The organism is Lysinibacillus sphaericus, assembly GCF_002982115.1.
GTDB classification, from domain to species: Bacteria; Bacillota; Bacilli; order Bacillales_A; family Planococcaceae; genus Lysinibacillus; species Lysinibacillus sphaericus.
Genome location: NZ_CP019980.1, coordinates 2475723 through 2499920 on the forward strand (window position 1 = coordinate 2475723; position 24198 = coordinate 2499920).

A 24198-nucleotide genomic window follows, 5' to 3' on the forward strand; every position below is an offset into this window, starting at 1 on the left:
GTCGATGCCTATCATAAGCGAGCAAATTTCTTTCTAATTAGTAATTCGTTTTCCAAAGCATTTTGCTAGATGAAAAAAGCCCAGTTCTGTATAAGAACATGGGCATAATAAATTATTCCTCTTCTTTTTTCATTTTCATTACATGAGAAATGGTACCGTCTGTAGCGATATCTATTTTAAAGGAGCCATTCGAATGGCGATCTGCGCGCGTTAAACCTTTGACATCAATGATTTCTTTTACGCCTTTTTCTGTTTCAACAATGACTTGCTCCTGATCACTTGCTTTTACTACCGCAACTATACGATGTGGATTGGCTTTTAATTCGGTTAACACTTTTAAACCACGTTTTGCTCTACTTGCCATATCGACTTCAGCGACATTCATCTTCTTCACAGCACCTCGTTGGGTAACAATCACGACATACTCTGTATCAGACGGCTTTAATATTGTTACACCAACAAGTACTTCCCCATCTTTTAACGTGATACCTTTCACGCCACCCGTTTTAACACCTGTGACAGGAAGTTCTTCAATTGGGAAGCGGATAGCGTAGGCTGTATCAGTAATCAATAACAGCTCTGCCTCGTCTGAAACAATATCCGCCATGATCATTTCATCGCCTGATTTGACATTCATCGTCTTAATCGGCTTCGAATAACGTGTTACTGCATAATCTGGCAGTGGCGAGCGCTTAATTTGCCCTTCCTTTGTAGCGGTTAAAATATAGATGTTTGGCTGTTCAAAGGAATCAAAACCATAGACTGCAATAATTGTTTCATCTTCCCCTGTTGGCACAATACTTGAGATATGCTGACCAAGATCTTTCCAACGAATATCCGGCAATTCATGTACAGGCTGATAAATATAATTCCCACGATTTGTGAACAACAACAGATGATGCTGGGTATTTAACGTTGCCTCATACAGTAAATAATCGGAGTCTTTCATGGCAAAATCTTGTCCATTAGATGCTGCATGCGAACGTGTGGATGTGCGCTTAATATAGCCATCCTTCGTCACTGTGACCACAACATCCTCACTTGGAACAAGCACGTCTAACGTAATTTTAATTTCTTCAATCTCTTGTTCGATTTTCGAACGGCGTGGTTCAGAAAAACGTTTTTTAATGTCGAGTAATTCTTGTTTAATGACACGTACAAGTTTCGCCCCGCTATGCAAAATACCTTCTAGTTTCGCAATCAGTGCATTTAACTCATCTTGTTCACGACGTAGCTCTGTAATATCCGTATTCGTTAAACGGTATAATTGTAAGCTCACAATCGCCTCCGATTGCACTTCAGTAAAGTCAAATTTCACCTGTAAATTTGTTTTTGCGTCGCGCTTATCATTCGATGAACGAATTGTTGCAATTACTTCATCTAAAATCGACAGTGCTTTAATCAAGCCATCAACAATATGAGAACGGTCTTTTGCCTTTTGTAAATCATAAATGGAGCGGTTTGTCACCACTTCTTTTTGATGGGCTATGTACGCATCAAGTAGCAGTGGCAATGTCATCATCGTTGGACGACGATTATGGATCGCAATCATATTAAAGTTATAGGCTACTTGCAAATCAGTAGTTTTAAATAAGTAATTTAAAATGCCCTGTGCTGGCACGTCTTTTTTTAACTCAATCACGACGCGTAAACCAGTACGGTCTGATTCATCTCGAATTTCTGCAATGCCTTCCAGGCGTTTATCGACGCGTTGTTCATCAATTTTCTTTACAAGATTTGCCTTATTCACATCATAAGGTAACTCTGTAATAACGATTTGCTCTTTCCCGCCTTTTAATGGTTCAATGGCTGCTTGAGCTCGAACAATAATTTTACCGCGTCCAGTTTCATATGCCTTTTTAATACCATCGACACCTTGAATAATCCCTCCTGTTGGGAAGTCAGGGCCTTTAATCACCGTCATTAGCTCATCGACAGTTGAATTCGGTTGATCTAAACGCATTAAAACGGCATCTAACACCTCATCAAGTGCATGTGGGGGAATATCTGTGGCATAACCAGCAGATATCCCCGTCGACCCGTTGACAAGCAAATTCGGGAAGCGAGCAGGCAATACTGTTGGCTCCATATCCTGATCATCAAAATTCGGTACAAACTCCACTGTCTTTTTACCGATATCACGTAACATTTCAGCTGCAATTGCTGACAATCTTGCTTCTGTATAACGCATCGCAGCAGGTGGATCTCCATCAACAGAACCATTATTTCCGTGCATTTCAATGAGCATATGGCGCGCTTTCCAATCTTGACTCATTCGCACCATCGCTTCATATACCGAACTATCACCGTGTGGATGGTAGTTACCGATTACATTCCCGACCGTTTTGGCAGACTTACGGAACGGTTTATCGTTCGTATTGCCTTCTGTATACATCGCAAATAAAATACGTCGCTGTACAGGTTTAAGACCGTCGCGCGCATCTGGCAACGCTCGGTCTTGAATAATATACTTACTATAACGACCAAATCGGTCTCCCATTACTTCTTCTAATGGTAAATCTTGAAACTTTTCCGTACTACTCATGCTTGGTCCTCCTCTTGTTGGATGAATTCATTGTCTAAAATGTTCGAATCATCCTCCATGCCGAAGTTAACATTTGCTTCGATCCATTTACGGCGCGGCTCTACCTTATCACCCATTAACGTTGTCACGCGACGCTCAGCACGTGCCCCATCTTCAATCGTGACACGAATTAACGTCCGTGTCTCAGGGTTCATCGTCGTATCCCACAGTTGGTCAGCATTCATCTCACCAAGTCCTTTATAACGTTGTAGGATATAGCCTTTCCCCACTTTTTTAATGGCTTTTTGTAAATCATTTTCGGTCCAAGCATATTCAATGACCTCTTTTTTCCCTACACCCTTTGATACTTTATAAAGTGGTGGTAACGCAATAAATACTTTACCAGCCTCAATTAATGGGCGCATATAACGATAGAAGAATGTTAATAGGAGCACCTGAATATGTGCGCCATCCGTATCAGCATCGGTCATAATGACAACTTTATCGTAGGCTGAATCTTCTACTGAGAAATCCGCTCCGACTCCTGCACCAATAGCATGAATAATTGTGGAAATCTCCTCGTTTTTCATAATATCTTGGAGCTTCGCTTTTTCGGTATTAATGACTTTACCGCGCAACGGTAAAATCGCCTGAAACGTACGATCTCGCCCTTGTTTCGCTGAACCGCCAGCAGAATCACCTTCGACTAAATATAATTCGTTTTTCGCAGCATTGCGAGATTGTGCAGGTGTTAGCTTTCCTGAAAGAATCGTACTTCCTTTTTTACTTTTCTTCCCGTTACGGGCATCTTCGCGTGCTTTTCGCGCCGCTTCACGTACTTGTTGCGCACGAATCGCTTTTCGCACAAGCGATGCAGACAATTCCGCATTTTCTTCTAGCACATATAAAACTTGTTCAGAGACAACACTATCGACTACCGAACGCGCTTCACTTGTACCGAGCTTTCCTTTCGTTTGCCCCTCAAATTGTAGTAAATGTTCAGGAATACGGACAGAAACAATTGCTGCTAAACCTTCGCGAATATCTGTCCCTTCAAGATTTTTATCTTTATCTTTTAGTAATCCTATTTTCCGTGCATATTCATTGAAAACTCTTGTCAAGGCAGCTTTTGCACCGGTTTCATGCGTACCACCATCACGTGTACGGACGTTGTTTACAAACGATAAGATTGTTTCTGAATAACCATCGTTGAATTGGAAGGCAAATTCAACTTCGATATCGTCTTGCTCACCCTCTACATATTTGACAGGATGAAGAACATCTTTTTCCTCATTCAAATACGCAACGAAAGCTTCAATGCCGTTTTCGTAAAAGAAAACATCACCTTTGCCTTCCTCGCGTTGATCAATTAACTCAATTTTTAATCCTTTTAATAAAAATGCAGACTCACGTAAACGTTCTGCCAGTGTATCATAATTAAATTTTGTGACGGAAAAGATCGTGTCATCTGGCAGGAAATGGACAAGTGTGCCTGTTTGCTTTGTCTGTCCGATTTCTTCTAAAGTCGTCACAGGATGTCCACCGTTTTCAAAACGCTGTTTATATTTTTTGCCATCGCGATGAATCGTCACTTCTAAAAATGTCGATAAGGCATTAACAACGGATGAGCCAACACCGTGTAAGCCGCCACTCGTTTTATAGCCGCCTTGTCCAAATTTACCACCTGCATGTAAGACTGTGAAAATAATTTCAGGGGTAGGTTTGCCCATTTTATGCATACCTGTTGGCATTCCACGTCCAAAATCGCGAACGCTTAAACTTTGATCTTTATGAATTGTGACAATGATATGAGAACCAAAGCCAGCAAGTGCTTCATCCACCGCATTATCTACGATTTCATATACAAGGTGATGAAGTCCTCTGCCATCTGTGGAACCGATATACATGCCGGGTCGCTTTCGTACCGCTTCTAATCCTTCTAATACTTGAATTGCGTCATCATTATAGACGCTAGGTGACTGTTTATTCGCCAAAAGATTCCCCTCCAAAAAACAAACGCATGTTCTGATTACGTTCTCATCCTAATAATAATAGCATTTCCTGTCAATAGCTAGTGACAGATATATATTTTTTTAATTACGCTACAACGTAATTGCTTCTATGAACTTTGTTTAGAGGCCAATCAAGGGCAGGCTGCTGTCATGAATGACTGCACTTATTTTAAGCTTACTGCCTTGTACGACCAAACAAAAATCCACGACAACTGTAGGAGGCGCTATCTTCACTAAAGCGAGCATTGAACGCCTTCTAATTACTTAACATTACAGCCTACCAAAACATCATCGGTAGGCGTTTTCTGTTGAGTGATGATTTTTAATAGCTTCACAAGAGAAATTAAAGATAGACTTCTATTCTACCAAAGGAATGTGTGATTGACAAAATTGCCATTTTACCTATATTTTAAGAAAGCACTTAGGTATTAATACAATACTAGTTCCGAATAACCGTACATAAGCTATCATAAGCCTGTGACTTTTGAAATCATGAAGTACTATTTCCTTTTGTATTGAATTCAAGGCTCATGATGAAATCTCCTTCATATCATTGTAGATTAAAGAGAAAAAGTGTAAAATACTTGTTACAAACTATTAGTACCAAGTGTTATTATTTGGATGAAAGGAGTCCACCTATGTTAAACGGACTTATTATTTTATGTGCCTATCTCATCGGCTCTATACCTTCCGGGTTATGGATTGGCAAAATATTTTACAAAACAGATATTCGCGAGCATGGTAGTGGCAATTTAGGGGCTACCAATACTTTCCGTATATTAGGAAAAAAAGCGGGTTTAGTGGTGACGGTGATGGATGTTTTAAAAGGAACAGCAGCCGTGTTACTAGTGACGCTACCAGTATTTGCTGATGTCACGATCCACTCACTTATTTTAGGGCTTGTTGCGGTCATTGGACATATGTTCCCAATCTTTGCAAATTTCCGTGGCGGTAAAGCGGTTGCTACTTCAGCTGGCGTCCTTCTAGGCTATTCTTGGCCTCTATTCATTTTACTATTCATCACTTTTATCGTAACATTAAAGCTCACGAAAATTGTCAGCCTCACATCCATGATTGCGGCACTCGTCGCATTAATTTATTCGATAATCTATTATTTTGTGACAGGCGACTTTGCATTAGGGATTTTAGTAGCCTTTTTATTTACCTTTATCATTTATCGACACCGAGCAAATATTTCGCGCATTAAAAATGGCACGGAGCCAAAAGTTAAATGGCTTTAAAAATGAAAGGAGTTCTCGCATGAATATCGCACTGACAGCGCAAGCTTTACAATGGTTTAAAAATGAAATGGAAGTCGAAAAAGGTGATTCAATTCGCTTTTATGCTAGATATGGCGGCTCAAGTCCATTTCATGAAGGTTTTTCCCTAGGGATGACACGTGAAGAACCGATTGAGATAGGCGTTCAAACTGTAGTAGACGATGTCACATACTATATTGACGAAAAAGATTTATGGTTTTTTAACGATTATACCTTACACGTTGATGTAGACGAACAACTTCACGAATTAAAGTATGACTATAAAAAATAACACAGTATTTCCTTTCGCTATTGAAAGGAAATGCTGTTTTTTTATTTCAAAACTAAACCATCTTAAGTTGACTTGTTTTGGTTTAGCTCTCCGCAAAATTGACCATCCTCATACTAGTCAATCTATACTCTGAGGAGGAATATAAATGCCCGTTTCAGAAAACAACAATACCTCCCAACAGCCATTAACGAATTTACTGCACACTTCGCTTTCAGAAAATATTTTTACAATCAAAGAAGCACTTGGTCATAGTAATGATGTGATTATTCGTGAAATTATTATCGACAAACTTGGTTGTTTATCTATCGCCATTATCAACATTGATGGTATTTCTGACAAAACTGTTATTACGGATTTTATACTTGAAAATCTACTGCTTGAAATTGACAACGAACCGGAAAATAAAATTGACAACATAAATGACTATATGAAAAAACATTGTTTAGCGGTAGGTGATGTAAAAGATCTTTTTGATTTTACCGCATTATTTACGTCCATTTTAAATGGTGAGACCGTCATTTTATTAGAAGGGCAATCCGTGGCAATTGGAACAGATACTAAAAACGCAAAAGATCGAGCCGTCACCGAGCCACAAACAGAATCTGTGATTAGAGGGCCCCGCGAATCTTTTACTGAAACATTGCGGACCAACACAGCACTCATTCGTCGCAAAATAAAAAGCCCTAATCTTTGGATAAAATCTCGGGTCATAGGAGAGGTAACCCAAACAGATGTAGCTGTTATGTATATCAATGGCATAGCCAATGACAAAATTGTACAAGAGGTGCTTGACCGATTAGATCGAATTAAAATTGATGGTGTATTAGAAACCGGCTATATTGAGGATTTTATTCAGGACTCGAAATATTCCATATTTCCAATGATTTATAATACAGAACGGCCAGATGTTATTGCCGGTGAATTATTAGAAGGTCGAATTGCGATATTAGTGGATGGAACACCTCTTGTATTAACCGTCCCTGTCGTATTTACATCCTTTTTACAGGCTGCAGAAGATTATTACCAAAATTGGATTATTAGTTCCCTAATCCGCCTTTTACGTTTTTTTGGTATTTCGCTTGCATTAATTATGCCTTCTTTATATGTGGCTATTACGACCTTTCATCAAGAAATGCTTCCGACGCCAATGCTTATTAGTATCGCTTCACAGCGAGAAGGCGTGCCCTTCCCCGCCGTCGTTGAAGCACTAATTATGGAAGTTGCCTTTGAAATATTGCGAGAGGCAGGTCTACGGATGCCAAGAACGATTGGTCCAGCCGTATCCATTGTCGGTACGTTAGTAATAGGACAAGCTGCCGTGGAAGCTGGCGTAGTATCCGCGGTGATGGTCATTATCGTGGCATTAACAGCCATTTGTAGTTTCCTGTTTCCTTCTTACGGCTTATCAAATACGATTCGTGTCCTACGCTTCCCTCTTATGATATTAGCTGCGATTTTTGGTTTATTTGGGGTGATGTTCGGCATTATGATGATTATCCTTCATTTATGTAGTTTAAGATCTTTTGGTGTTCCATATATGAGTCCATTCGGGCCATTAATTGTAAAAGACCAAAAAGATGCGATGGTCTTGTTCCCACGCAGAAAGTTATTGACAAGACCCCGACTGGTTAGTCAAAAAAATAATGTTCGAGAACAACAATATCACGAAAAAAAGAACTAAACATTAAAGTGCAAATGAGGAATCCATCATGTCAAACAGAAAGATGATTTTGTTATTCTTAATCCTCACTTTATTATTGAGTGGTTGCTGGAGTAAGCGAGAATTAAACGAATTAGCAATCGTCGTGGCACTAGGTATCGATAAGGTCGATGAGGATTTTGAAGTTTCCATTCAAGTAGTAGATCCGAGTCAAATTTCTTCAAAGCAACCATCCAGTGGACGCGCACCCGTTGTTACCTACCATGCTAAAGGAAAAAGTGTGTTTGAGGCCATTAGAAGAATGACAACGTTAACACCTCGGAAACCTTATTTTGCTCATTTGCAAATTGTCGTAATAGGTGAAGAATTAGCAGAGGCAGGCTTAAACGAACCACTAGATTTTATTGCAAGAGATCATGAATTTAGAAACGACTTTGATCTTGTAGTATCTCATAAAACAGCGGCAAAAGAAGTGCTGAATGTCTTAACACCTATTGAAAAAATGCCCGCCAATAAATTATTAAATTCGATCAAGGTGTCGGAAAAATCATGGGGCTCAACCTTATCTGTTCGCACAGATGAATTGCTCAACACCCTTAGTGGTAAAGAAAAAAGTGCCGTTTTATCAGCAGTTGAGATACAAGGAGATTTGCAATTAGGGATTGACCAAACCAATGTAGAAAGAATTAAAACACCTGTTATTTTAAAATATGCGGGTATCGCTATGTTTAAAGAGGATAAATTAGTCGGGTTATTATCAGAAGATGACAGTATTTATTTTAATTACTTGAATAACAAAATTAAAAGTACAGTAGAAGTTCTCGCGTGCCCTAAAGGTGGAGAGTTATCCACTGAAATTACGAGTTCGTCCTCCAAAATTAAAGGGACTTTCAAAAATGGTACGCCGCACATCACGATAAAAATTGATGTTACGCAAAATATTGGTGAAGTGAATTGTGCCATTAATTTAACCCAAAACCACACCATTCAACAGATCGACAAAAAGACAGCAGAAAAGATAAAAGCACATACAGAAAAAACTTTAGCTATTATTCAGAAAAATTATAAGCTCGATTTATTAGGTTTTAGCGAGGCACTCCATCGCAGCGATCCGAAAAAGTGGGAAAAGATTCATAAAGAATGGTCAACACTTTATCCAACTGTACCTGTTACGATTCATGTACAGGTCACAACCCAAGGATTAGGAACAATCCAAAACTCATTATTGTACAATTCAAAGGAGTAACTCACGATGTTTATTAGCATGATCGTCATACTTGTTTCGTTGATGATTGCTTATATTATGATTCCCCCATTGTTGAAAAAAGGCGAAAAAAAAACAATATTCGCCTTTTCTATTTTATTGTTTATAGGCGCCATTTTAAATATCGCCATTGGTTTAAAAATAAATATCCCTAGCCCATTAGATTTTATTACATTTATTTTTACACCTATTAGGAAAATGTTATTATCATTTTTTTAATAAGAATGACTAGAAAGGGTAGTGACTAATGGAAAAACAATTACTTAGTGCCAGACAATTTACAATCATTACCCTTCTCCATTCTATTGGGACGGCCATATTAATTGTGCCAGCGAGCATTACAAAGCAGCTTCATCAAGATGCATGGATTGGCGCAACTATTGGCGTCTTATTAAGCTTTTTAATTGTAAAATTGTATACAAGCCTTGGAACTCAAACACCGCACCTTACGTTTGTCGAAGCAAATGGAAAAATTTTAGGTAAATTTTTTGGAACTTTGACCTCTCTAGGGTTTATCACTCTCGCATTTTTTTCGGCTAGTGAATTGTTATATTTTATTGGCATCTTTATGCAAACAGAAGTAATGCCCGAGACACCTACTTTGTCCTTTGCTGTATTATTTACCATTATTCTTGTTTTTGCATCGTTTCTAGGCATTGAAGTGTTTGCACGGTCAGCAGAAATCCTATTTCCTATATTTCTATTTATATTTATTGTATTTCTTGTTTGTATTTCGCCTCAAATTAATATTGAAAATATCCAACCTATTTTTGAAACAAAGACAACATCTTTAATAACCGGTATTCTTAAATTTATGAGTATTTTTTCATTCCCGCTCGTTATGTTACTTATGATTTTCCCTTCTGCTGTCAATATACCGAAAGCAGCACAAAAAGGATTTTATTTCGGCACGCTCTGCGGAGGAATTGTATTAATTATCATTATCGCCCTCTCAACACTCGTAATTGGTCCAACGAATACTTCCATTGAGTCATTTCCTAGCTATGCACTGGCTCAACGGATTTCTATAGGCAATTTCTTTCAACGTGTTGAAATTGTTATGGCTGTCATGTGGATTATCTCCATCTATATTCGAACTTTTCTCTATTTTTATGCTTCTGTAATAGGTATAGCACAAATCCTAAATATTAAAGATCCACGACCATTAATTTTGCCATTAGGAATGTGCATGATTGCGTTGTCTCAAATTGTTCATCCTAATATTGTGCATTCTAATAATTATAATCAAAAAATTTGGCCGCTATATTCAGGCTTATTCACTGTCTTGTTAGCCCTCTTATTACTTGTCATTGCAAAAATGCGAAAGATAAAAAGCAAAACAGCCGGTGATTGTTCAAATCAACAAACTGACCAAAGTACATTGAACTCAAGTGAAAGAACATAAAAAATCCAATTTCTCAGTATTTCGATTGAGAAATTGGATTTTTTAAATCTTCACAAAAGCAAATGGAAAGCGACAAATTAGATATGGTATTCAATTTCATCAACAAAATCCCATTCATACGGCGTTTCTTGATAAACATAGTAGTTTAGCCAATTGGAGAATAATAAATGGGTATGTGCTCGCCATGTATTAATAGGTTCTTTAGCTGGGTCATCATTCGGGAAATAGTTAACAGGCACTGCAATGTCGATTCCTTTTGCCACATCGCGACTATATTCATCGGCTAGTGTTGTCGCATCGTATTCTAAGTGCCCAGTAATCATAATATTTTTATTATCTTTTGATTGGACAATAAAAACGCCTGCATCTTCTGAATACGATAGTAAACGTAATTCCGGATGATTGCGTACTTCTTCGATTGAAACAGAAGTATACCGCGAATGTGGTGCTGTAAATAAATCACTAAATCCTCTTACTAAATCGACCGTTAAATCCGTAATCACATGTGAATATACACCCGAACACTTTTCTGGTAATTCAAATTTTCCGATGCCATAGTGATGATATAAGGCAGCCTGTGCACCCCAACAGATATGCAAGACAGATGTGACATTTTTAGCAGACCAATCCATTATCTCTGAGATTTCTTCCCAATAATTCACTTCTTCAAATGCCATTTTTTCCACTGGTGCACCCGTAATAATCATCCCGTCAAAGCGACGATGACGTATCTCGTTAAATGTTGAATAAAAGAGTTGTAAATGCGATTTACTAACATTTTTAGACTCGTGTGTTGCCGTATTTAAAAATGTTATATTGACTTGTAATGGCGTATTTCCAAGCAATCGAAGTAATTGTAATTCTGTTTTCTCTTTTTCCGGCATTAAATTAAATATTAAAATATTTAACGGACGAATTTGTTGTGTTTTGGCACGATCTTCTTCCATGACGAATATTTTTTCCTCACGTAAATGTTCTCCAGCTGGTAAGTTTTTCGGAATATTAATTGGCATATTGTTGTCCCCTTTTCTTTCATTTTTTTTCTCTCTATGTAAATTAAAAAATCCCCCTCATTCCATAAGAGCAAGAATGAGAAGGATAATTATCACGTTCACTCTTATCTCTCAAAGGAAAAATCCTTTGGTGGAATTAGCACCTTTCTAACAATGTTAGAGGTTGCTGAAGCGTCATAGGGCCAAATCCCTCAGCTTCTCTTGATAAGATTATTCAATTAAAAAGAATTGTATCATGAACAATTAAGAATTTCAATAATACATAGAATATTTTGTATTTAAACGAATGGAAGCTTATGAATTGTTAAACACTACTATCAAGTTATATTTTTGACAGCCAGTCCCAATTCTAATAGGCATACACGAAAATTAATGGAACCAATAAATCGTAATGGCAATCATAGAGGTATTATGTTAACATATACCTTTAGTAACAGAGAGGAACGTGAATATTTTGATTAAAATTGAACTCCCAAAACCAGACTTAGTAATTCGTCAACGTGAGCAAGTATTAAAACCAGGGGATGTAGAAATTACGCCTTTCCACGGTTTTATTGATTTCCATAAAATCACTCGCGAAAAAGGTGGCATTTTCTTATTTTATAATGAAAAAAATGAGCTATTATTTGTAGGGAAAGCACGTAAAATTCGCCAACGTATTAAAAAGCATTTTGAAGATAATGTATCACCAATGAAAAAATACCGTGATGAAATTTTCAAAATCGAAGTGTATGAAATTGATGATCCAATGGAACGTGAAATTTACGAAACATATGCGATTAACACATTCCGTGCAAAATATAATCTAGATAAAGTATTTTATTAAGATTCAAGCCGTTAGCATACATGATGCTAACGGTTTTTCTATTCTATAGTGGCAAAAAGAAAAACCCCAAGCGTTGTCACTCGAGGTTTTCATCATTAGATAAATAGTTTTTCATCTTTAAATTTATGAGCTGTTAGCCAACTGACGATAACAAAGATAATCAATGAAGCTACTATCGGGATGGTCACCGTATGCATACCAAAAATCGTCGGATAAAAGCGATCAATCATAATATATAACGTCATGCCCGTAATCATGGACGCAATCGCCCCGTATTTATTGGCTTTTTTCCAATACAACCCTAGCACAACTGACCAAATAAAGACAGCCTCTAAGCCACCAAATGCAAATAAATTGAGCCAAACAAGTAAATCTGGCGGATTTAACGCAAATACAACGACTGCTAAACCAATCACCGTTGTTACCACGAAGCTAGCACGCTTGATTTCTCGATCATTGGCAGTGGGCTTGATATAGTTCAAATAAATATCCTTTACCACTGTTGAACTAACTAGCATCAGCAACGCATTCACGGTAGACATCGTCGCTGCCATCGGTGCTGCTAACACAATGCCCGCTAAAAACGGCGGCAGCACTTTTAACGTAAGCAACGGCATTACCTTATCACCAATTTCAATGCCAGGAATTACTGGACGGGCTAATACACCAATCAAGTGCATCCCGAACATAATTGTCCCAATAGCAATTGTGCCAATAATAATCGCTAAATGCATGCTTTTGGAATCTTTATAGCTCATGGCGCGGACTGCTATTTGAGGAAGCCCTACCACACCAATGCCGATTAAAATCCAAAATGTTGAGACGTACAATGGTGTCAGTTCCCCTTCAGCACCAAATGGTGACACTAGGTTTGGATTTTCCGCAACAAGGGACGTCATAATTTGATCGATGCCACCACCAGCAACGATTGTCCCAATCAGTAAAATTACAGTACCAATCACCATAATGGAACCTTGAACCGTATCCGTTAACGCTACAGCACGGAATCCTCCGATAATCACATAAATTAATACTGAAACAGCAAAAATAAAGAGTGCTGCTGTATAGTCAAGACCTGTTAATGATTCAATTAAGCGCGCGCCCCCGACCCATTGTGCCATCATCGCAGAAAATAAAAAGACAATAATACTAATCGCTGACAATATAACGATGACATGGCTTTTGTAGCGTTCACGTAAAAAATCAATTAATGTAATCGCTTGATAGCGGCGAGCAATAATGGCAAATTTCTTGCCTAGTATCATCAGTACAAAATAGCCTGCTGGCAGTTGAGCCATCGCTAACAAGACCCATCCAAGCCCTTTATTATAAGCAACACCCGGTCCACCGATAAAGCTGCTTGCACTACCATACGTGGCAATCATCGTCATTGCTAGGATAAAGCCGCCCATTTCACGACCGCCAAGAAAATATTCCTGTAAAAATGAATTCGATGAACGAACATGCTTATTCGCCCATATGCCAATCCCAAAAATAATAATTAAAAAAACAAGAAGCGGAAAAATAACTTGCCAATGCATTATTCATCCACCTCCCCGTCATCAAATGGTACCTCTTTAAAAAAGAGCTTTAAGACGAGCCAGATTAATACAATCATAAAACCTGTTCCAGCGATACAACTATAGAAAAACCAAGCTGGGAAACCCAATACATACGAATATGCTGTTGGATCTCCCGAACCTAGACCATAGGCAAAGCCGTACCAAATCGCAAAGTTGACAAATACAAGCCCAATGCCAATAAGCGCCTCACGATGCGCAATTTTAAAGCGTTGATCTTTCAAAATAGAATCCCCCTAACCTACTCTATTTTACTGTGATGTAGGACTAATGGGAAGCATTGTGAGAAAAGTAGATAAAAAAAGCAAAAGTTAGCGAACAATCCCTATCAAATGGGTATCTTACAAGGCTCCAATCCGAATACGCTTTCTGCCTTTTCGGACGATTGTTGTAATTTTTGTGGCGATTTTCTCCCACTTATTGGCGGTTTCGGCGTCTTTCATGGCGATTTCACCCATCTTACCTATCTTCAAGAGCTTTTTAATTGCAATTGAAGTGCTTTTTTATCAATTTTCCCAACAATCGTTTTTGGTAATTCATCAATCATAATAATTTTTTTCGGGATTTTATAGTGACCTAAATAGCTTCGACACAGGTTTTCTACTTCGTCTACTAACGTATCTGACTTATGATGGCAGACAATAAATGCTGTGACAACTTCGCCCCAATAATTATCTGGTGCTCCAATGACTGCCGCTTCTTTTACGAGCTGATGACGAAGTATGCATTGCTCCACTTCTTGCGGATAGACGTTCTCCCCACCACTAATAATCATGTCTTTCCTACGACCGACGATATAAAAATACCCTTCTTCATCCATTGTCGCTAAATCACCAGTCCTTAACCAGCCATCTCGTATCGTATTGTCGGTTTCCTGCTGATTATTCCAATAAAATCGAAACATATGCTTGCCTCTAACGAACAGTTCGCCTACTTCATGGGCAGCGCAGCTTTCACCCGCTTGATTGATAATTTTCGCCTCATTAAATTGCATACTTTTACCCACTGCCCCCTTTTTGACATAGGCTTCTTCACGTGAGATATAAAAATTGTTCGGTCCAGCCTCTGTTAAGCCATAACCTTCTTTAAAAAAAAGTCCCTTTTTAAAAAATGCATCATATATCGGAAGAGGGCACGGTGCGCCGCCAGATAAAAACACTTTTACAGTGGGAAAACTACTTTTGTGAAAATAGTTTGTCGTTATCATCGCTTGATACATCGTTGGGACAAAAAGCGAAATCGTTGTCTTATAGAAATTAATTGCTTTGAGTGCTGTTTCCGCTTCAAACTTATCACCGATAACAACCGTCCCACCCGCCATTAACAATGGAATGGATAGTGCGTTAAGCCCACCCGTATGAAACATGGGCATATAGTTTAACGTACAATCGTCTTCACATAACCCCCAACTAATAATTGTATTAATTGCATTCCAATTTACAGAATTGAAAGACAACACTACCCCCTTTGCTTTGCCAGTTGTGCCACCTGTATAAATCATTAGCCAAGGTTCATTTAAATCCAGTTCTATTGAGCTCGCAATAGTCGCTGACGGCAGAACTTGTTGAATAGGGTACATCATTGCAAGTTGTAAAGGGCATGGTATTCCTTGGTCATATAAAAGTAAAGAAGGTGTAGCATCCGCAACAATTTCATTTAACTCCTCTGCACTTAAGCGCCAGTTTAAAGGAACATAAATCAGACCCCGTAATCCACAAGCAAATAATATAGCAAATAAGTGACTATTATTTCGAGAAAAAACCGCTACTCGGCTACCTGATTGTAATCCTTGAACTTCAAAAAAATGGCTCCATTTGGCGATTTCAAGTGTTAATTGCCGATAAGTCCATTGTTCATTTGTTTCTAAGTTCACTAATGCTGGCCGATTCGGTGTTAAAGATGCACGATTTAAAATCCAAGCTTGCTCTGCAAACATCTTGAACTCCTCCTTTATCACATCATAATAGCGCCATCCACATGGAGTGTATGACCGTGGACATAGGAAGCCTCTTCAGATGCTAAAAATAAATAAGCATTAGCAATATCCCTAGGTGTACCTAATCGTTGAAGTGGCACGATTGCACGCATTTTTTCCAGTACCGTTTCAGGCATCTTTTTGACCATTTCAGTTTCTGTAAATCCAGGTGCCACCGCATTTACATTGATGCCTTTACGCCCTAACTCTTTTGCCCATGTTTTTGTCATACCTACAATCGCCGCCTTTGAAGCAGCATAATTTGTTTGCCCTACATTTCCATATACACCACTTACCGAGGAGGTATTAATAATTTTTCCGTATCCAGCAGCTATCATATGAACACTAACTTCTTGCGTGCAGTGGAAAACTCCTGACAAGTTGACATCAAGTACTTGTTGAAATTGGTCTTCTGTCATTTTTGACAACATGGCATCGCGTGTTATTCCTGCATTATTTACTAAAATATCAATGCGACCAGCTTGCTCGATCACAGTTGTCACAAGCTTTTTCACACACTCTCTATCTGCTACGTTAACCTGCACGAATATAGCTTTTTCACCTAGTTGATTGGCTGCCATTTTTCCCGCGTTGTCATCAAAATCCGCAAGATATACAACGGCTCCTTCTTCTATGAATCGTTCTGCTGCAGCAAATCCTATCCCGTTTGCCGCCCCTGTAATAATGGCTACTTTATTGTTTAAGCGCATTGATTTTCCCTCCAAATTGTAAAAATGTTTCAATTTCAAATAGCAGTTGTTGTAAATCATCGATTAGCGGAGAATGCCCACAATTTTTTAAACTAACAAATTGTGCATGCTTTGCTAAATCGCCCATTGTTTCCTCATTCATTTGCTCCGTAATCACTAAGTCACGGTCTCCTCTTAACACTAAAATCGGAATGTTTAGTTGTTGTACTTCATTCGTCCCTTTCGCCACTTCATTATCTACTGCACTTAAATTAAAAGTATTTAACGCGTGGTAAACTTCGGCTAAATTTCTTTGTGTGAGCATATCGGCTACATAGGCATCATAGTGTTCAGGGTCGGGCTGACGATGGGTATAAATGAATGTATCCCAAATCGACTTTAAACCTTGGCTATTTTTTGTATCGTAGAAACCTTGTACCGTCTTTGTTTTCGACGTATCCATCAGTACTTCTTGATACGTGGCAGCTCTTTTGAATGCGGCTGGATTGCCCGTACCGAAATCACTATAAAATGGATACCCCCTTGTCGAAGCGGAAGCTAATAAAATCAGCCGTTGACAATAACCCGGATAATTTGCAACAAACTGCATGCATACTGCTCCGCCTGTGGACCAGCCAATCATGTCAAAATGGTCTAAGTCAATGGCATCCACAAATAGTTTGACATCATCACTAAAATCTTGAATTGCGTGAATAGGTTGATGATAAGATGAACCTCCAAAACCTCTTAAATCAATGGCATAAATCGTGTAGTTTGTATCTAGAGATACCAACAGCACATCCCAATGTTTGGAGGAGGTCATATTCCCATGAATACACAATAACGTTTGATTACCTCCATCCCGCTTACGATAAGCCATTGTTTCCCCATTTTTTAGTTGAACCTTTTGTAACATCGTGCTTCCTCCCTATCCCCAGCGAATTGTTATAGCTCCCCATACATAGCCGATACCCGCACTAACAAGCGTGACAATGTCCCCATCCACAATACGCTTTTGCTCTAACGCAAGCTGTAATGATAATATTTGATCAATTTGTCCAATATGACCATAGTCTTGAAGATAAATGGATTGTTCCTCTTTCAAACCAAGTTCTGATAGGATATATGCGTGCGCAGAGCGCTTCATATGAAGCATGGCGATGTAGCGAATATGTTCTTCTTTTAATCCACTTTTCGCTAAAGATGTACGAATGACCTTTAAAAAATTATTTAAAGATTTTTGCTCAAGCCGTTCTTTCATACCGACTGGATCTAAAACATCTAATTGGTACAAGTTATTCGCTAAATCTTCTGGTGTCAGAGGCTTTTTAGTGCCTCCAACGGGGACAACAACATCCTCTGAAAAAGAACCATCTGTCATAATATCCGCCTCTAATAAATGGTTGTGCTTGTAATTTTTTTGTAAAACAATAGCACCCCCGCCAGCGCCCAAATTATACATAAAGCGTGTTCTCGGATTGCGATAATCGATAAAATCAACATTTCGATATCCTCCTGCAAGTAACACGGTGTGAATGCTGTCATCAGATTCCATTAAGCTTTTCGCTAACTTTAGTGCCATAATCGTCGTCCCACAGCGTAACTGCACATCGAATGCCCAAGCATTGACGGCACCAAGCTCTTCTTGCATTTTGATGGAAGCCGTCCAAAGTGGATATTCCTTATGTTCTTCCCCTATATACATCACGACATCAATTGTTTTAGGTTCAATCCCTGCTTTTTGTATAGCCTCTTGTGCAGCCCAAATGCCCATTTGCACCGTATGATCCTGTTCATCAGGAATTGGTTTTTCGTGTATACCCAATTTATGTCGAATAATGTGCTCAGGAATCATCGAACGTGCTGCAATTTCGGTTGCGGTCATTTTCCTTTTGGGCATATAGATTCCTGTACTGACAATACCTACAGTCATTCAAACCCCTCCTTTTCATGTGACAGGGCAGGTGGTGTTTTCCTTTTTGCTTTAAGCTTCCTTCTCCAATTCCAAATCATAAAACGGATGGAGCCTATAATCCCTTTTGGGAAAAAGATGACGGCTAAAATATAGAGAATGCCAAAGAAAATAATCCAACGTTCAAAAATTGGATAATCTCTCGCCATGCCTGAAAGTGTATGTTGTGCATACTCAATCACGGCAGCACCAAGCAATGGTCCAACTAATGTACCGACGCCTCCAATAATCGTCATTAATAATGCATCTAGCGTGATGTCCATCGTCATAACACTTGTATTAACAAATCGTAATGACAGCGCATAAAGTGAACCCGCTAAGCTAGCTACCGTCCCAGCTATAATTGATGCGATTACTTTATAATGTAAGGTCTGAAATCCTAATGATTTTGTTCTTTGCTCATTTTCGCGCACCGCGATTAAAATACGCCCGGTTGGTGACTGTACGAAGCGATAGAGCGTAATAAAAACAACTACTAAACATGCGAGTACAAAGAAATAAAAGGTTATACGATCTTTAAACATTTCTGGTGCTCTAAATGTAAACCCGTCATTGCCATATGTAATGGAACGCCATTTTTCAGCAACAACTAAAAACAATCCAGAAAAAGCGAGTGTGAGCATCGCAAAAAAGTGACTTTTTAAACGCAAAGTTAGTAATCCAACAACAAAACTAACAATGCCTGCTAAAAACATCCCTACAACAATGGACAATAAAAAGATAGAAAGTGTCGTATCGACTTGCTTCAGCATGACTGCTGTTGTATAAGCACCTATTCCAAAGAACATGGCGTGCCCAAACGATACTATCCCTGTATAGCCAAGCAAAATATCATAGCTCATTGCTAAAATACCAAAGATAAAAATTTGCGTTAATAAGATAATCAATGTCCTTGAATCATTGACGAATGGCAGAAGTACGAGGATTGCTAACATAAGAACAAAACTAAGATGCTTCCACGTCAGCTTTTTCATCATGGCGATCGCTCCTTCCCGATTGTAAATAAGCCTTGTGGTCGGAAAATTAGCACGATGGCCATGAGGATCATATTGACAGCAAGTGATAACACCGGTACATAATAAGCCATAAAACTACCAGCAAGCCCTACTAAAATTGCAGCGAGCAGCGAGCCTGAAAAACTTCCCATGCCACCTATCACAACAACGATAAAGCCTAATATTGCATATTCCATCCCCATCTCGGCATAAATAACACCCGAATATGGTGCCATTAACATACCGCTCAATGCGGCTAAAGTAGCACCTACCATAAAGACATATAAGAATACTTGTTTAATATGAATACCAAGTGCTTGCGCCATTTCTTTATCCTGTACACCCGCTCGAACAATTAGCCCAATCTTTGTTCGCTTCAGCATGTATTGGAAAATCCCGAAAATCACAAAACCTACTACAATAATAAATAATCGATATTTAATTATAATGACATCGCCAAATTCCCAACTCCCTGCTAAATAGCTGGGTGTTTTCACGGACACACCATTTGGGCCAAACACAACCTTAATCATCTCTTGTAATACAAGCATTAACCCTAAAGTGATTAATATTTGTTGAATATGATTACCATATACTGGTGTAATAATAAACTTTTCTGTTAATAAACCTAAAATGCCACCTGCAACAAGCGCTCCAATAATGCCAATTAAGAAACTTTCTGTGTACATATACGTAAATATCCCTGCATAGGCACCCCAGACAAATAATCCACCATGTGCAAAATTCAAAACATCCATTAGCCCAAAAATTAATGTCAGCCCTGCTGCAAGCAAAAAGATTAACATGCCTGTAGCCAGCCCGTTAATAACCAAATTTACAATTAGCTCCAATAAACTACACCTCCTTTATCCGATGCCAAGATATTTACGCTTCAACTCTTCATTTTGGATAAGCTCTTTCATGTTTCCTGAATGTACTGTTTTACCATCATCAATTAATGTATACGTATCGCCAATTCGACTGGCCATCATAAAGTTTTGCTCCACAAGGACAATGGACGTTTGCTTCTTCATTTCAACAATGGCTTCCATCACTTTCTCCACAACAATTGGCGCAAGCCCTTTAGAAGGCTCGTCAATCAAAATCAATTGACTATCATTGATAAATGCTCTTGCCATTGATAGCATTTGTTTTTGACCACCAGAAAGATGGCCACCAGCTTTTTTCCAAAATTTCTTTAAATCCGGAAAAAGCTCTAGTACATACTGCTGTCGCTCCATAGCAGCCGTATTCTCTTTGCGCATCGCCACTTTCATATTTTCTTCTACCGTTAAATCGGAAAAGATTCCTTGGTTTTCGGGTACATAGCCAATACCTAATTTCGCCACTTTGTGGGTTGGGCTTTTTTTTATCGATTGCATTTGAAATTGAACATCGCCTTGTGAAGCGGGTGTCAAGCCCATAATCGTTTTTAATGTGGTTGTTTTCCCCGCGCCGTTTCTCCCTAGTAGAACACTGACCTGCCCTGCCATCGCCTCAAAATTCACACCCTGCAAAATATGGTATTGCCCAATATGCGTATGAACATCATGTAATTTCAGTAAGGTGTTCATCATACAGACCTCCTAAATAAGCATTTTGTACGGTTTCATTTTGCATAATGGCATCTGGCGTTCCATCGGCAAGAAGCTGACCATTAAATAACACCATAATGGAATCAGACAAATCCAAAATCATATCCATCTTGTGTTCAATTAACAGAATGGTTTTATCCCCTTTATGTTTAATTGTTCGAATTACTTCTAAAATAGCTGGTACTTCTTCTAATGACATACCGGCAGTAGGCTCATCTAGCAGTAAAATTTCTGTATCCAATGCAAGCAACATCGCAATTTCTAATTTGCGTTTTTCCCCATGCGACAGCATCGTTGTCAACGCATCTCTTTTGTTATGGAGTAAAACAAGCGTCAATAGCTCTTCCGCTTTTTCTGTAATTGCTTGATAACTTTTAAAATGACGAAACATTTGATAACGTATTTTTTCTTTAGATTGCACAGCTAGTCGCACATTTTCTAACACTGTTAAATTTGGAAAAACATTTGTAATTTGAAATGAACGGCCTAGCCCCATACGTGTTCTTTCAACCGAAGATGCTTGCGCAAGCGACTGTCCTTTAAAATACACATCACCAACAGTGGGTTTTAACTCTCCACTAATTAGATTAAAAAATGTCGTTTTGCCTGCCCCATTCGGACCTATAATGGATTTCAAATGTTTTTCTGGCATTGTAAAATTCACATGATCGACCGCAATATGACCACCAAATCGAATCGTTAAATTTTCTGTTCGCAAAATAGGTTCCATATTAATCTCCTTTCCAATGTTTCTATTGCTCTTCACCTGTTCTTCCAAAGAAGAGATGAAGAGAGACAGAATGACATTGTTTTTTCTGTCTCTCCAAGTAAAGGAAGGATCGTCTAATTCGAAATCGGTGGTGCCGTTTCCTCAGGACTAAGCTCACGAATTAGCACGGGCACTGGATAGTCAACACCCTCTTGTTGTTCTAAACGAATCGAATACATCGACTGTAAGGCTTGATGATCTTCTTTTCGGAAAGTCATTGTGCCTTTTGGCGTTTCAAATGACATTCCTTCCATAATGCCAATTAGTTTCTTTCCTTCCGCATCCCCTTGCGATTTTTTCAACGCTTCTACAATCGAAATCGCGGCAGACATCCCACCAGGTGTAAATAAATCTGGCACTTCATCAAAGCGTTTTTGGTGCTCCTCAACTAACCATTGATTCACATCATTTTGTGGCAACGTATGATAGTACACCGAGAACCCTTCCATTCCTATTAGCGGATTCATAAACTTTAGGGCAATAATATCTGGCGCGCCTGTAGAAATTTTAATGCCTTTCTCTTGAATTTTAAGATCGGCAATTTGATTCCAAGGCGAGTTAGCCCCAGCCCACACAACAAATAAATAATCCGGCTTGGCATCAATCACTTTTTGCAAATTAGATGTAAAATCCGTTGCTGCTGGATCGGCATATTCTTCTAAAACAATGTCTGCACCTAGTTTTTCCGCCGCTGTTTTAAATGCTTTTACCCCATCCCAGCCGAATGAGTAATCAGGAGCAAATGTTGCAATTTTAACGCCCTTGTTAGCAATAGCAGCCGCTGCAGCATATGCATCTTGTGAGGAGTTTCGCCCTGTACGGAATATATAGTCATTAAATTCTGCACCAGTAATGCTATCAGCTACTGCTGGTTCAACGACCATAATTTTTTCGTATTCCTCGGCTAATGGCAGGACAGCGAGCGTATCACCAGAGCTAGATGAACCAACTAAAAAATCGACTTTATCATCTTCTAGCAGTTTGGTAGCCTTTTGTACAGCTACTTCGGGTTTCGTTTCTGTATCTTCATAGACAATTTCTATTTTTTTACCGTTTACCTCCATGCTACCGTTTGTTGCATATTCGATACCTAAGTCAAACCCACGCTGTGTTTGCTTTCCGTATGATTCTAAAGCACCTGTCAATGACGCCAGTACTCCGATTTTAATCGTGCCACCTTGTTCTCCTTCCGCTTCCTTGGAAGCAGAATTGTCAGTGGAGCTTTCTTTTGCTCCTTCCCCATTACAAGCTGCTATCAACAAAGTCAAAACGGCTAACAGTAACACTAACCAATACTTTTTCATCCCAAAACCCCTTTCATTGTGAACTATAGAAAGCGCTTTCTTCGCCATGCATTTACTATATAAAAGTCCAGTTACAAATCAGTTACAAATTTGGGATATTAATTTAAAGAAAATAAAAAATGAGTTTGGCTCATGACCAAACTCATTCAAGTAATGTCTATACATTCCCCTCTTTTATACTAGTACTTGCGCTACAAGAAAAAAGAGCTATTCGTTTCTTCTACTCGATCTAACCATTCGCTAACAAGCACATGAAAAAGATGAGATTGTTCTATTTGGAGATTATGCCCTGCTCTATCTAAGATGGAGAATGTTGCTCTTGGGAAAAATTTAAGCAAGTCAAGGGCATCTTGATAGCCGACGACCGAATCTTGCTTGCCTACTAAAAACAGACTCGGTTGTTGGAAAAGAATGTCCTTTAAAGCAAAGGAAAACCCATAGTTTTGCAGGATTTTTTCAAGAAAAGCCTCATCTGCCAGTTGACAGCCAACTAATACTTCATTCGTATATCGATGCCAGTTATATGCATCTAAGACCACTTGATGGGTGCTGAAATCGTCTACTTCTTGTTTCGTCAATGTGGCTAAAAAAGGTTGATCAGTTGCAACAATCGTATGTGCTGGCACAATGCGGTCTTGTTTTTCGGGTACAATCATCGGACAAATAAGGGCAACACCTAAAATACGATCCTCAAGTTTCTGCATTATACCTCTTGTTAAGTACCCACCATAAGATTCACCCGCTATAACAAAAGATTGACTCGGCAAAACTGTCTGGATAAACGCTACTACTGCTTCTAACATATCATCTGTATTATGGATGTGTTCATAATCTTTTGTTTTACCCATACCTGGTAAATCAAGATAAATACGTTTCCATCCCTCTCGTTGCGTAAAAATCGGCTCCATACATCCCTTCATTAGTCGATGATCGGGAGTAAATCCGTGGAGCATAATAATAGGTTGTCCTACACCTATCTCTTCATAATAGATTGTTGCATTCGTTACTTGACAAAATGGCATTTGAGCTCCTCCAATAATTCGACAGATATTACGAAATTATTT

22 protein-coding genes and 1 riboswitch are annotated in these 24198 nt (G+C 38.8%); of the genes, 7 read left to right on the forward strand and 15 right to left on the reverse strand.

Translation table 11 applies throughout. The annotated features are described in order from the left end of the window. Positions 1–112: 112 nt before the first annotated feature. Complete coding sequence (gene parC / locus LS41612_RS12525) at positions 113–2545, reverse strand: DNA topoisomerase IV subunit A (protein WP_024361783.1); 2433 nt, start codon at positions 2543–2545, stop codon at positions 113–115. Next, complete coding sequence (parE, locus tag LS41612_RS12530; protein ID WP_024361784.1) at positions 2542–4518, reverse strand: DNA topoisomerase IV subunit B; 1977 nt, start codon at positions 4516–4518, stop codon at positions 2542–2544. Before parE ends, parC begins: the two co-directional genes overlap by 4 nt. A gap of 656 nt (positions 4519–5174) precedes the next feature. Here parE and plsY point away from each other — a divergent pair. The 6 genes from plsY (at position 5175) to LS41612_RS12560 (ending at position 10416) form a co-directional block, all read left to right on the forward strand. After that, positions 5175–5777, forward strand: a complete 603-nt coding sequence (gene plsY / locus LS41612_RS12535) for a glycerol-3-phosphate 1-O-acyltransferase PlsY (protein ID WP_024361785.1) — start codon at positions 5175–5177, stop codon at positions 5775–5777. A gap of 19 nt (positions 5778–5796) precedes the next feature. Beyond that, positions 5797–6087, forward strand: coding sequence for a HesB/YadR/YfhF family protein (locus LS41612_RS12540; RefSeq protein WP_024361786.1), 291 nt, complete (start codon positions 5797–5799; stop codon positions 6085–6087). A gap of 145 nt (positions 6088–6232) precedes the next feature. Beyond that, entirely contained in the window at positions 6233–7768 is a 1536-nt protein-coding gene (locus LS41612_RS12545) for a spore germination protein (protein WP_024361787.1), read from the forward strand. A gap of 28 nt (positions 7769–7796) precedes the next feature. Then, on the forward strand, positions 7797–8993 hold the full coding sequence (locus LS41612_RS12550) for a Ger(x)C family spore germination protein (RefSeq protein ID WP_024361788.1): 1197 nt from the start codon (positions 7797–7799) through the stop codon (positions 8991–8993). A gap of 6 nt (positions 8994–8999) precedes the next feature. After that, entirely contained in the window at positions 9000–9230 is a 231-nt protein-coding gene (locus tag LS41612_RS12555) for a hypothetical protein (protein WP_024361789.1), read from the forward strand. 28 nt (positions 9231–9258) lie between these two features. After that, positions 9259–10416, forward strand: a complete 1158-nt coding sequence (locus LS41612_RS12560) for a GerAB/ArcD/ProY family transporter (RefSeq protein ID WP_024361790.1) — start codon at positions 9259–9261, stop codon at positions 10414–10416. Between the two features lie 77 nt (positions 10417–10493). Here the strand turns inward: LS41612_RS12560 and metA are convergent, their stop codons facing one another. Then, positions 10494–11429: a homoserine O-acetyltransferase MetA gene (gene metA, locus LS41612_RS12565; protein WP_024361791.1), complete on the reverse strand. Its 936-nt coding sequence runs from the start codon at positions 11427–11429 to the stop codon at positions 10494–10496. Positions 11430–11530: 101 nt separating this feature from the next. Beyond that, positions 11531–11640, reverse strand: a riboswitch (SAM riboswitch). Between the two features lie 243 nt (positions 11641–11883). On the opposite strand from metA, the gene LS41612_RS12570 reads away from it, so the two are divergent. Then, complete coding sequence (locus LS41612_RS12570) at positions 11884–12255, forward strand: nucleotide excision repair endonuclease (protein ID WP_024361792.1); 372 nt, start codon at positions 11884–11886, stop codon at positions 12253–12255. A gap of 95 nt (positions 12256–12350) precedes the next feature. Here the strand turns inward: LS41612_RS12570 and panF are convergent, their stop codons facing one another. The 12 genes from panF to LS41612_RS12630 form a co-directional block, all read right to left on the reverse strand. Next, the gene (panF, locus tag LS41612_RS12575; protein WP_024361793.1) at positions 12351–13796 is read right to left on the reverse strand and encodes a sodium/pantothenate symporter; all 1446 of its coding nucleotides are present in this window, start codon (positions 13794–13796) and stop codon (positions 12351–12353) included. After that, on the reverse strand, positions 13796–14059 hold the full coding sequence (locus tag LS41612_RS12580) for a YhdT family protein (RefSeq protein ID WP_024361794.1): 264 nt from the start codon (positions 14057–14059) through the stop codon (positions 13796–13798). The genes panF and LS41612_RS12580 overlap by 1 nt, the downstream gene beginning before the upstream one ends. A 245-nt stretch (positions 14060–14304) precedes the next feature. Further along, a complete protein-coding gene (locus tag LS41612_RS12585; protein ID WP_024361795.1) occupies positions 14305–15771 on the reverse strand; it encodes a class I adenylate-forming enzyme family protein in 1467 nt (488 codons plus the stop codon). A gap of 17 nt (positions 15772–15788) precedes the next feature. Continuing rightward, positions 15789–16520: a 3-oxoacyl-ACP reductase FabG gene (gene fabG, locus LS41612_RS12590; RefSeq protein WP_024361796.1), complete on the reverse strand. Its 732-nt coding sequence runs from the start codon at positions 16518–16520 to the stop codon at positions 15789–15791. Beyond that, complete coding sequence (gene phaZ, locus LS41612_RS12595; RefSeq protein WP_024361797.1) at positions 16504–17415, reverse strand: intracellular short-chain-length polyhydroxyalkanoate depolymerase; 912 nt, start codon at positions 17413–17415, stop codon at positions 16504–16506. The genes fabG and phaZ overlap by 17 nt, the downstream gene beginning before the upstream one ends. A 12-nt stretch (positions 17416–17427) precedes the next feature. Beyond that, positions 17428–18432, reverse strand: a complete 1005-nt coding sequence (locus LS41612_RS12600) for a 3-oxoacyl-ACP synthase (RefSeq protein ID WP_024361798.1) — start codon at positions 18430–18432, stop codon at positions 17428–17430. Continuing rightward, positions 18429–19448, reverse strand: coding sequence for a branched-chain amino acid ABC transporter permease (locus LS41612_RS12605; RefSeq protein ID WP_024361799.1), 1020 nt, complete (start codon positions 19446–19448; stop codon positions 18429–18431). Before LS41612_RS12605 ends, LS41612_RS12600 begins: the two co-directional genes overlap by 4 nt. Then, positions 19445–20317 carry a branched-chain amino acid ABC transporter permease gene (locus LS41612_RS12610; protein ID WP_024361800.1) on the reverse strand — a complete coding sequence of 291 codons (873 nt, stop codon included), beginning with the start codon at positions 20315–20317 and terminating at the stop codon, positions 19445–19447. Before LS41612_RS12610 ends, LS41612_RS12605 begins: the two co-directional genes overlap by 4 nt. A gap of 15 nt (positions 20318–20332) precedes the next feature. Then, a complete protein-coding gene (locus tag LS41612_RS12615; RefSeq protein WP_024361801.1) occupies positions 20333–21040 on the reverse strand; it encodes an ABC transporter ATP-binding protein in 708 nt (235 codons plus the stop codon). Continuing rightward, a complete protein-coding gene (locus LS41612_RS12620) occupies positions 21015–21791 on the reverse strand; it encodes an ABC transporter ATP-binding protein (RefSeq protein ID WP_024361802.1) in 777 nt (258 codons plus the stop codon). The genes LS41612_RS12615 and LS41612_RS12620 overlap by 26 nt, the downstream gene beginning before the upstream one ends. Positions 21792–21904: 113 nt before the next feature. Then, a complete protein-coding gene (locus tag LS41612_RS12625) occupies positions 21905–23134 on the reverse strand; it encodes a substrate-binding domain-containing protein (RefSeq protein ID WP_024361803.1) in 1230 nt (409 codons plus the stop codon). A gap of 191 nt (positions 23135–23325) precedes the next feature. After that, positions 23326–24156, reverse strand: coding sequence for an alpha/beta fold hydrolase (locus LS41612_RS12630; RefSeq protein WP_024361804.1), 831 nt, complete (start codon positions 24154–24156; stop codon positions 23326–23328). Between the last annotated feature and the right edge of the window lie 42 nt (positions 24157–24198).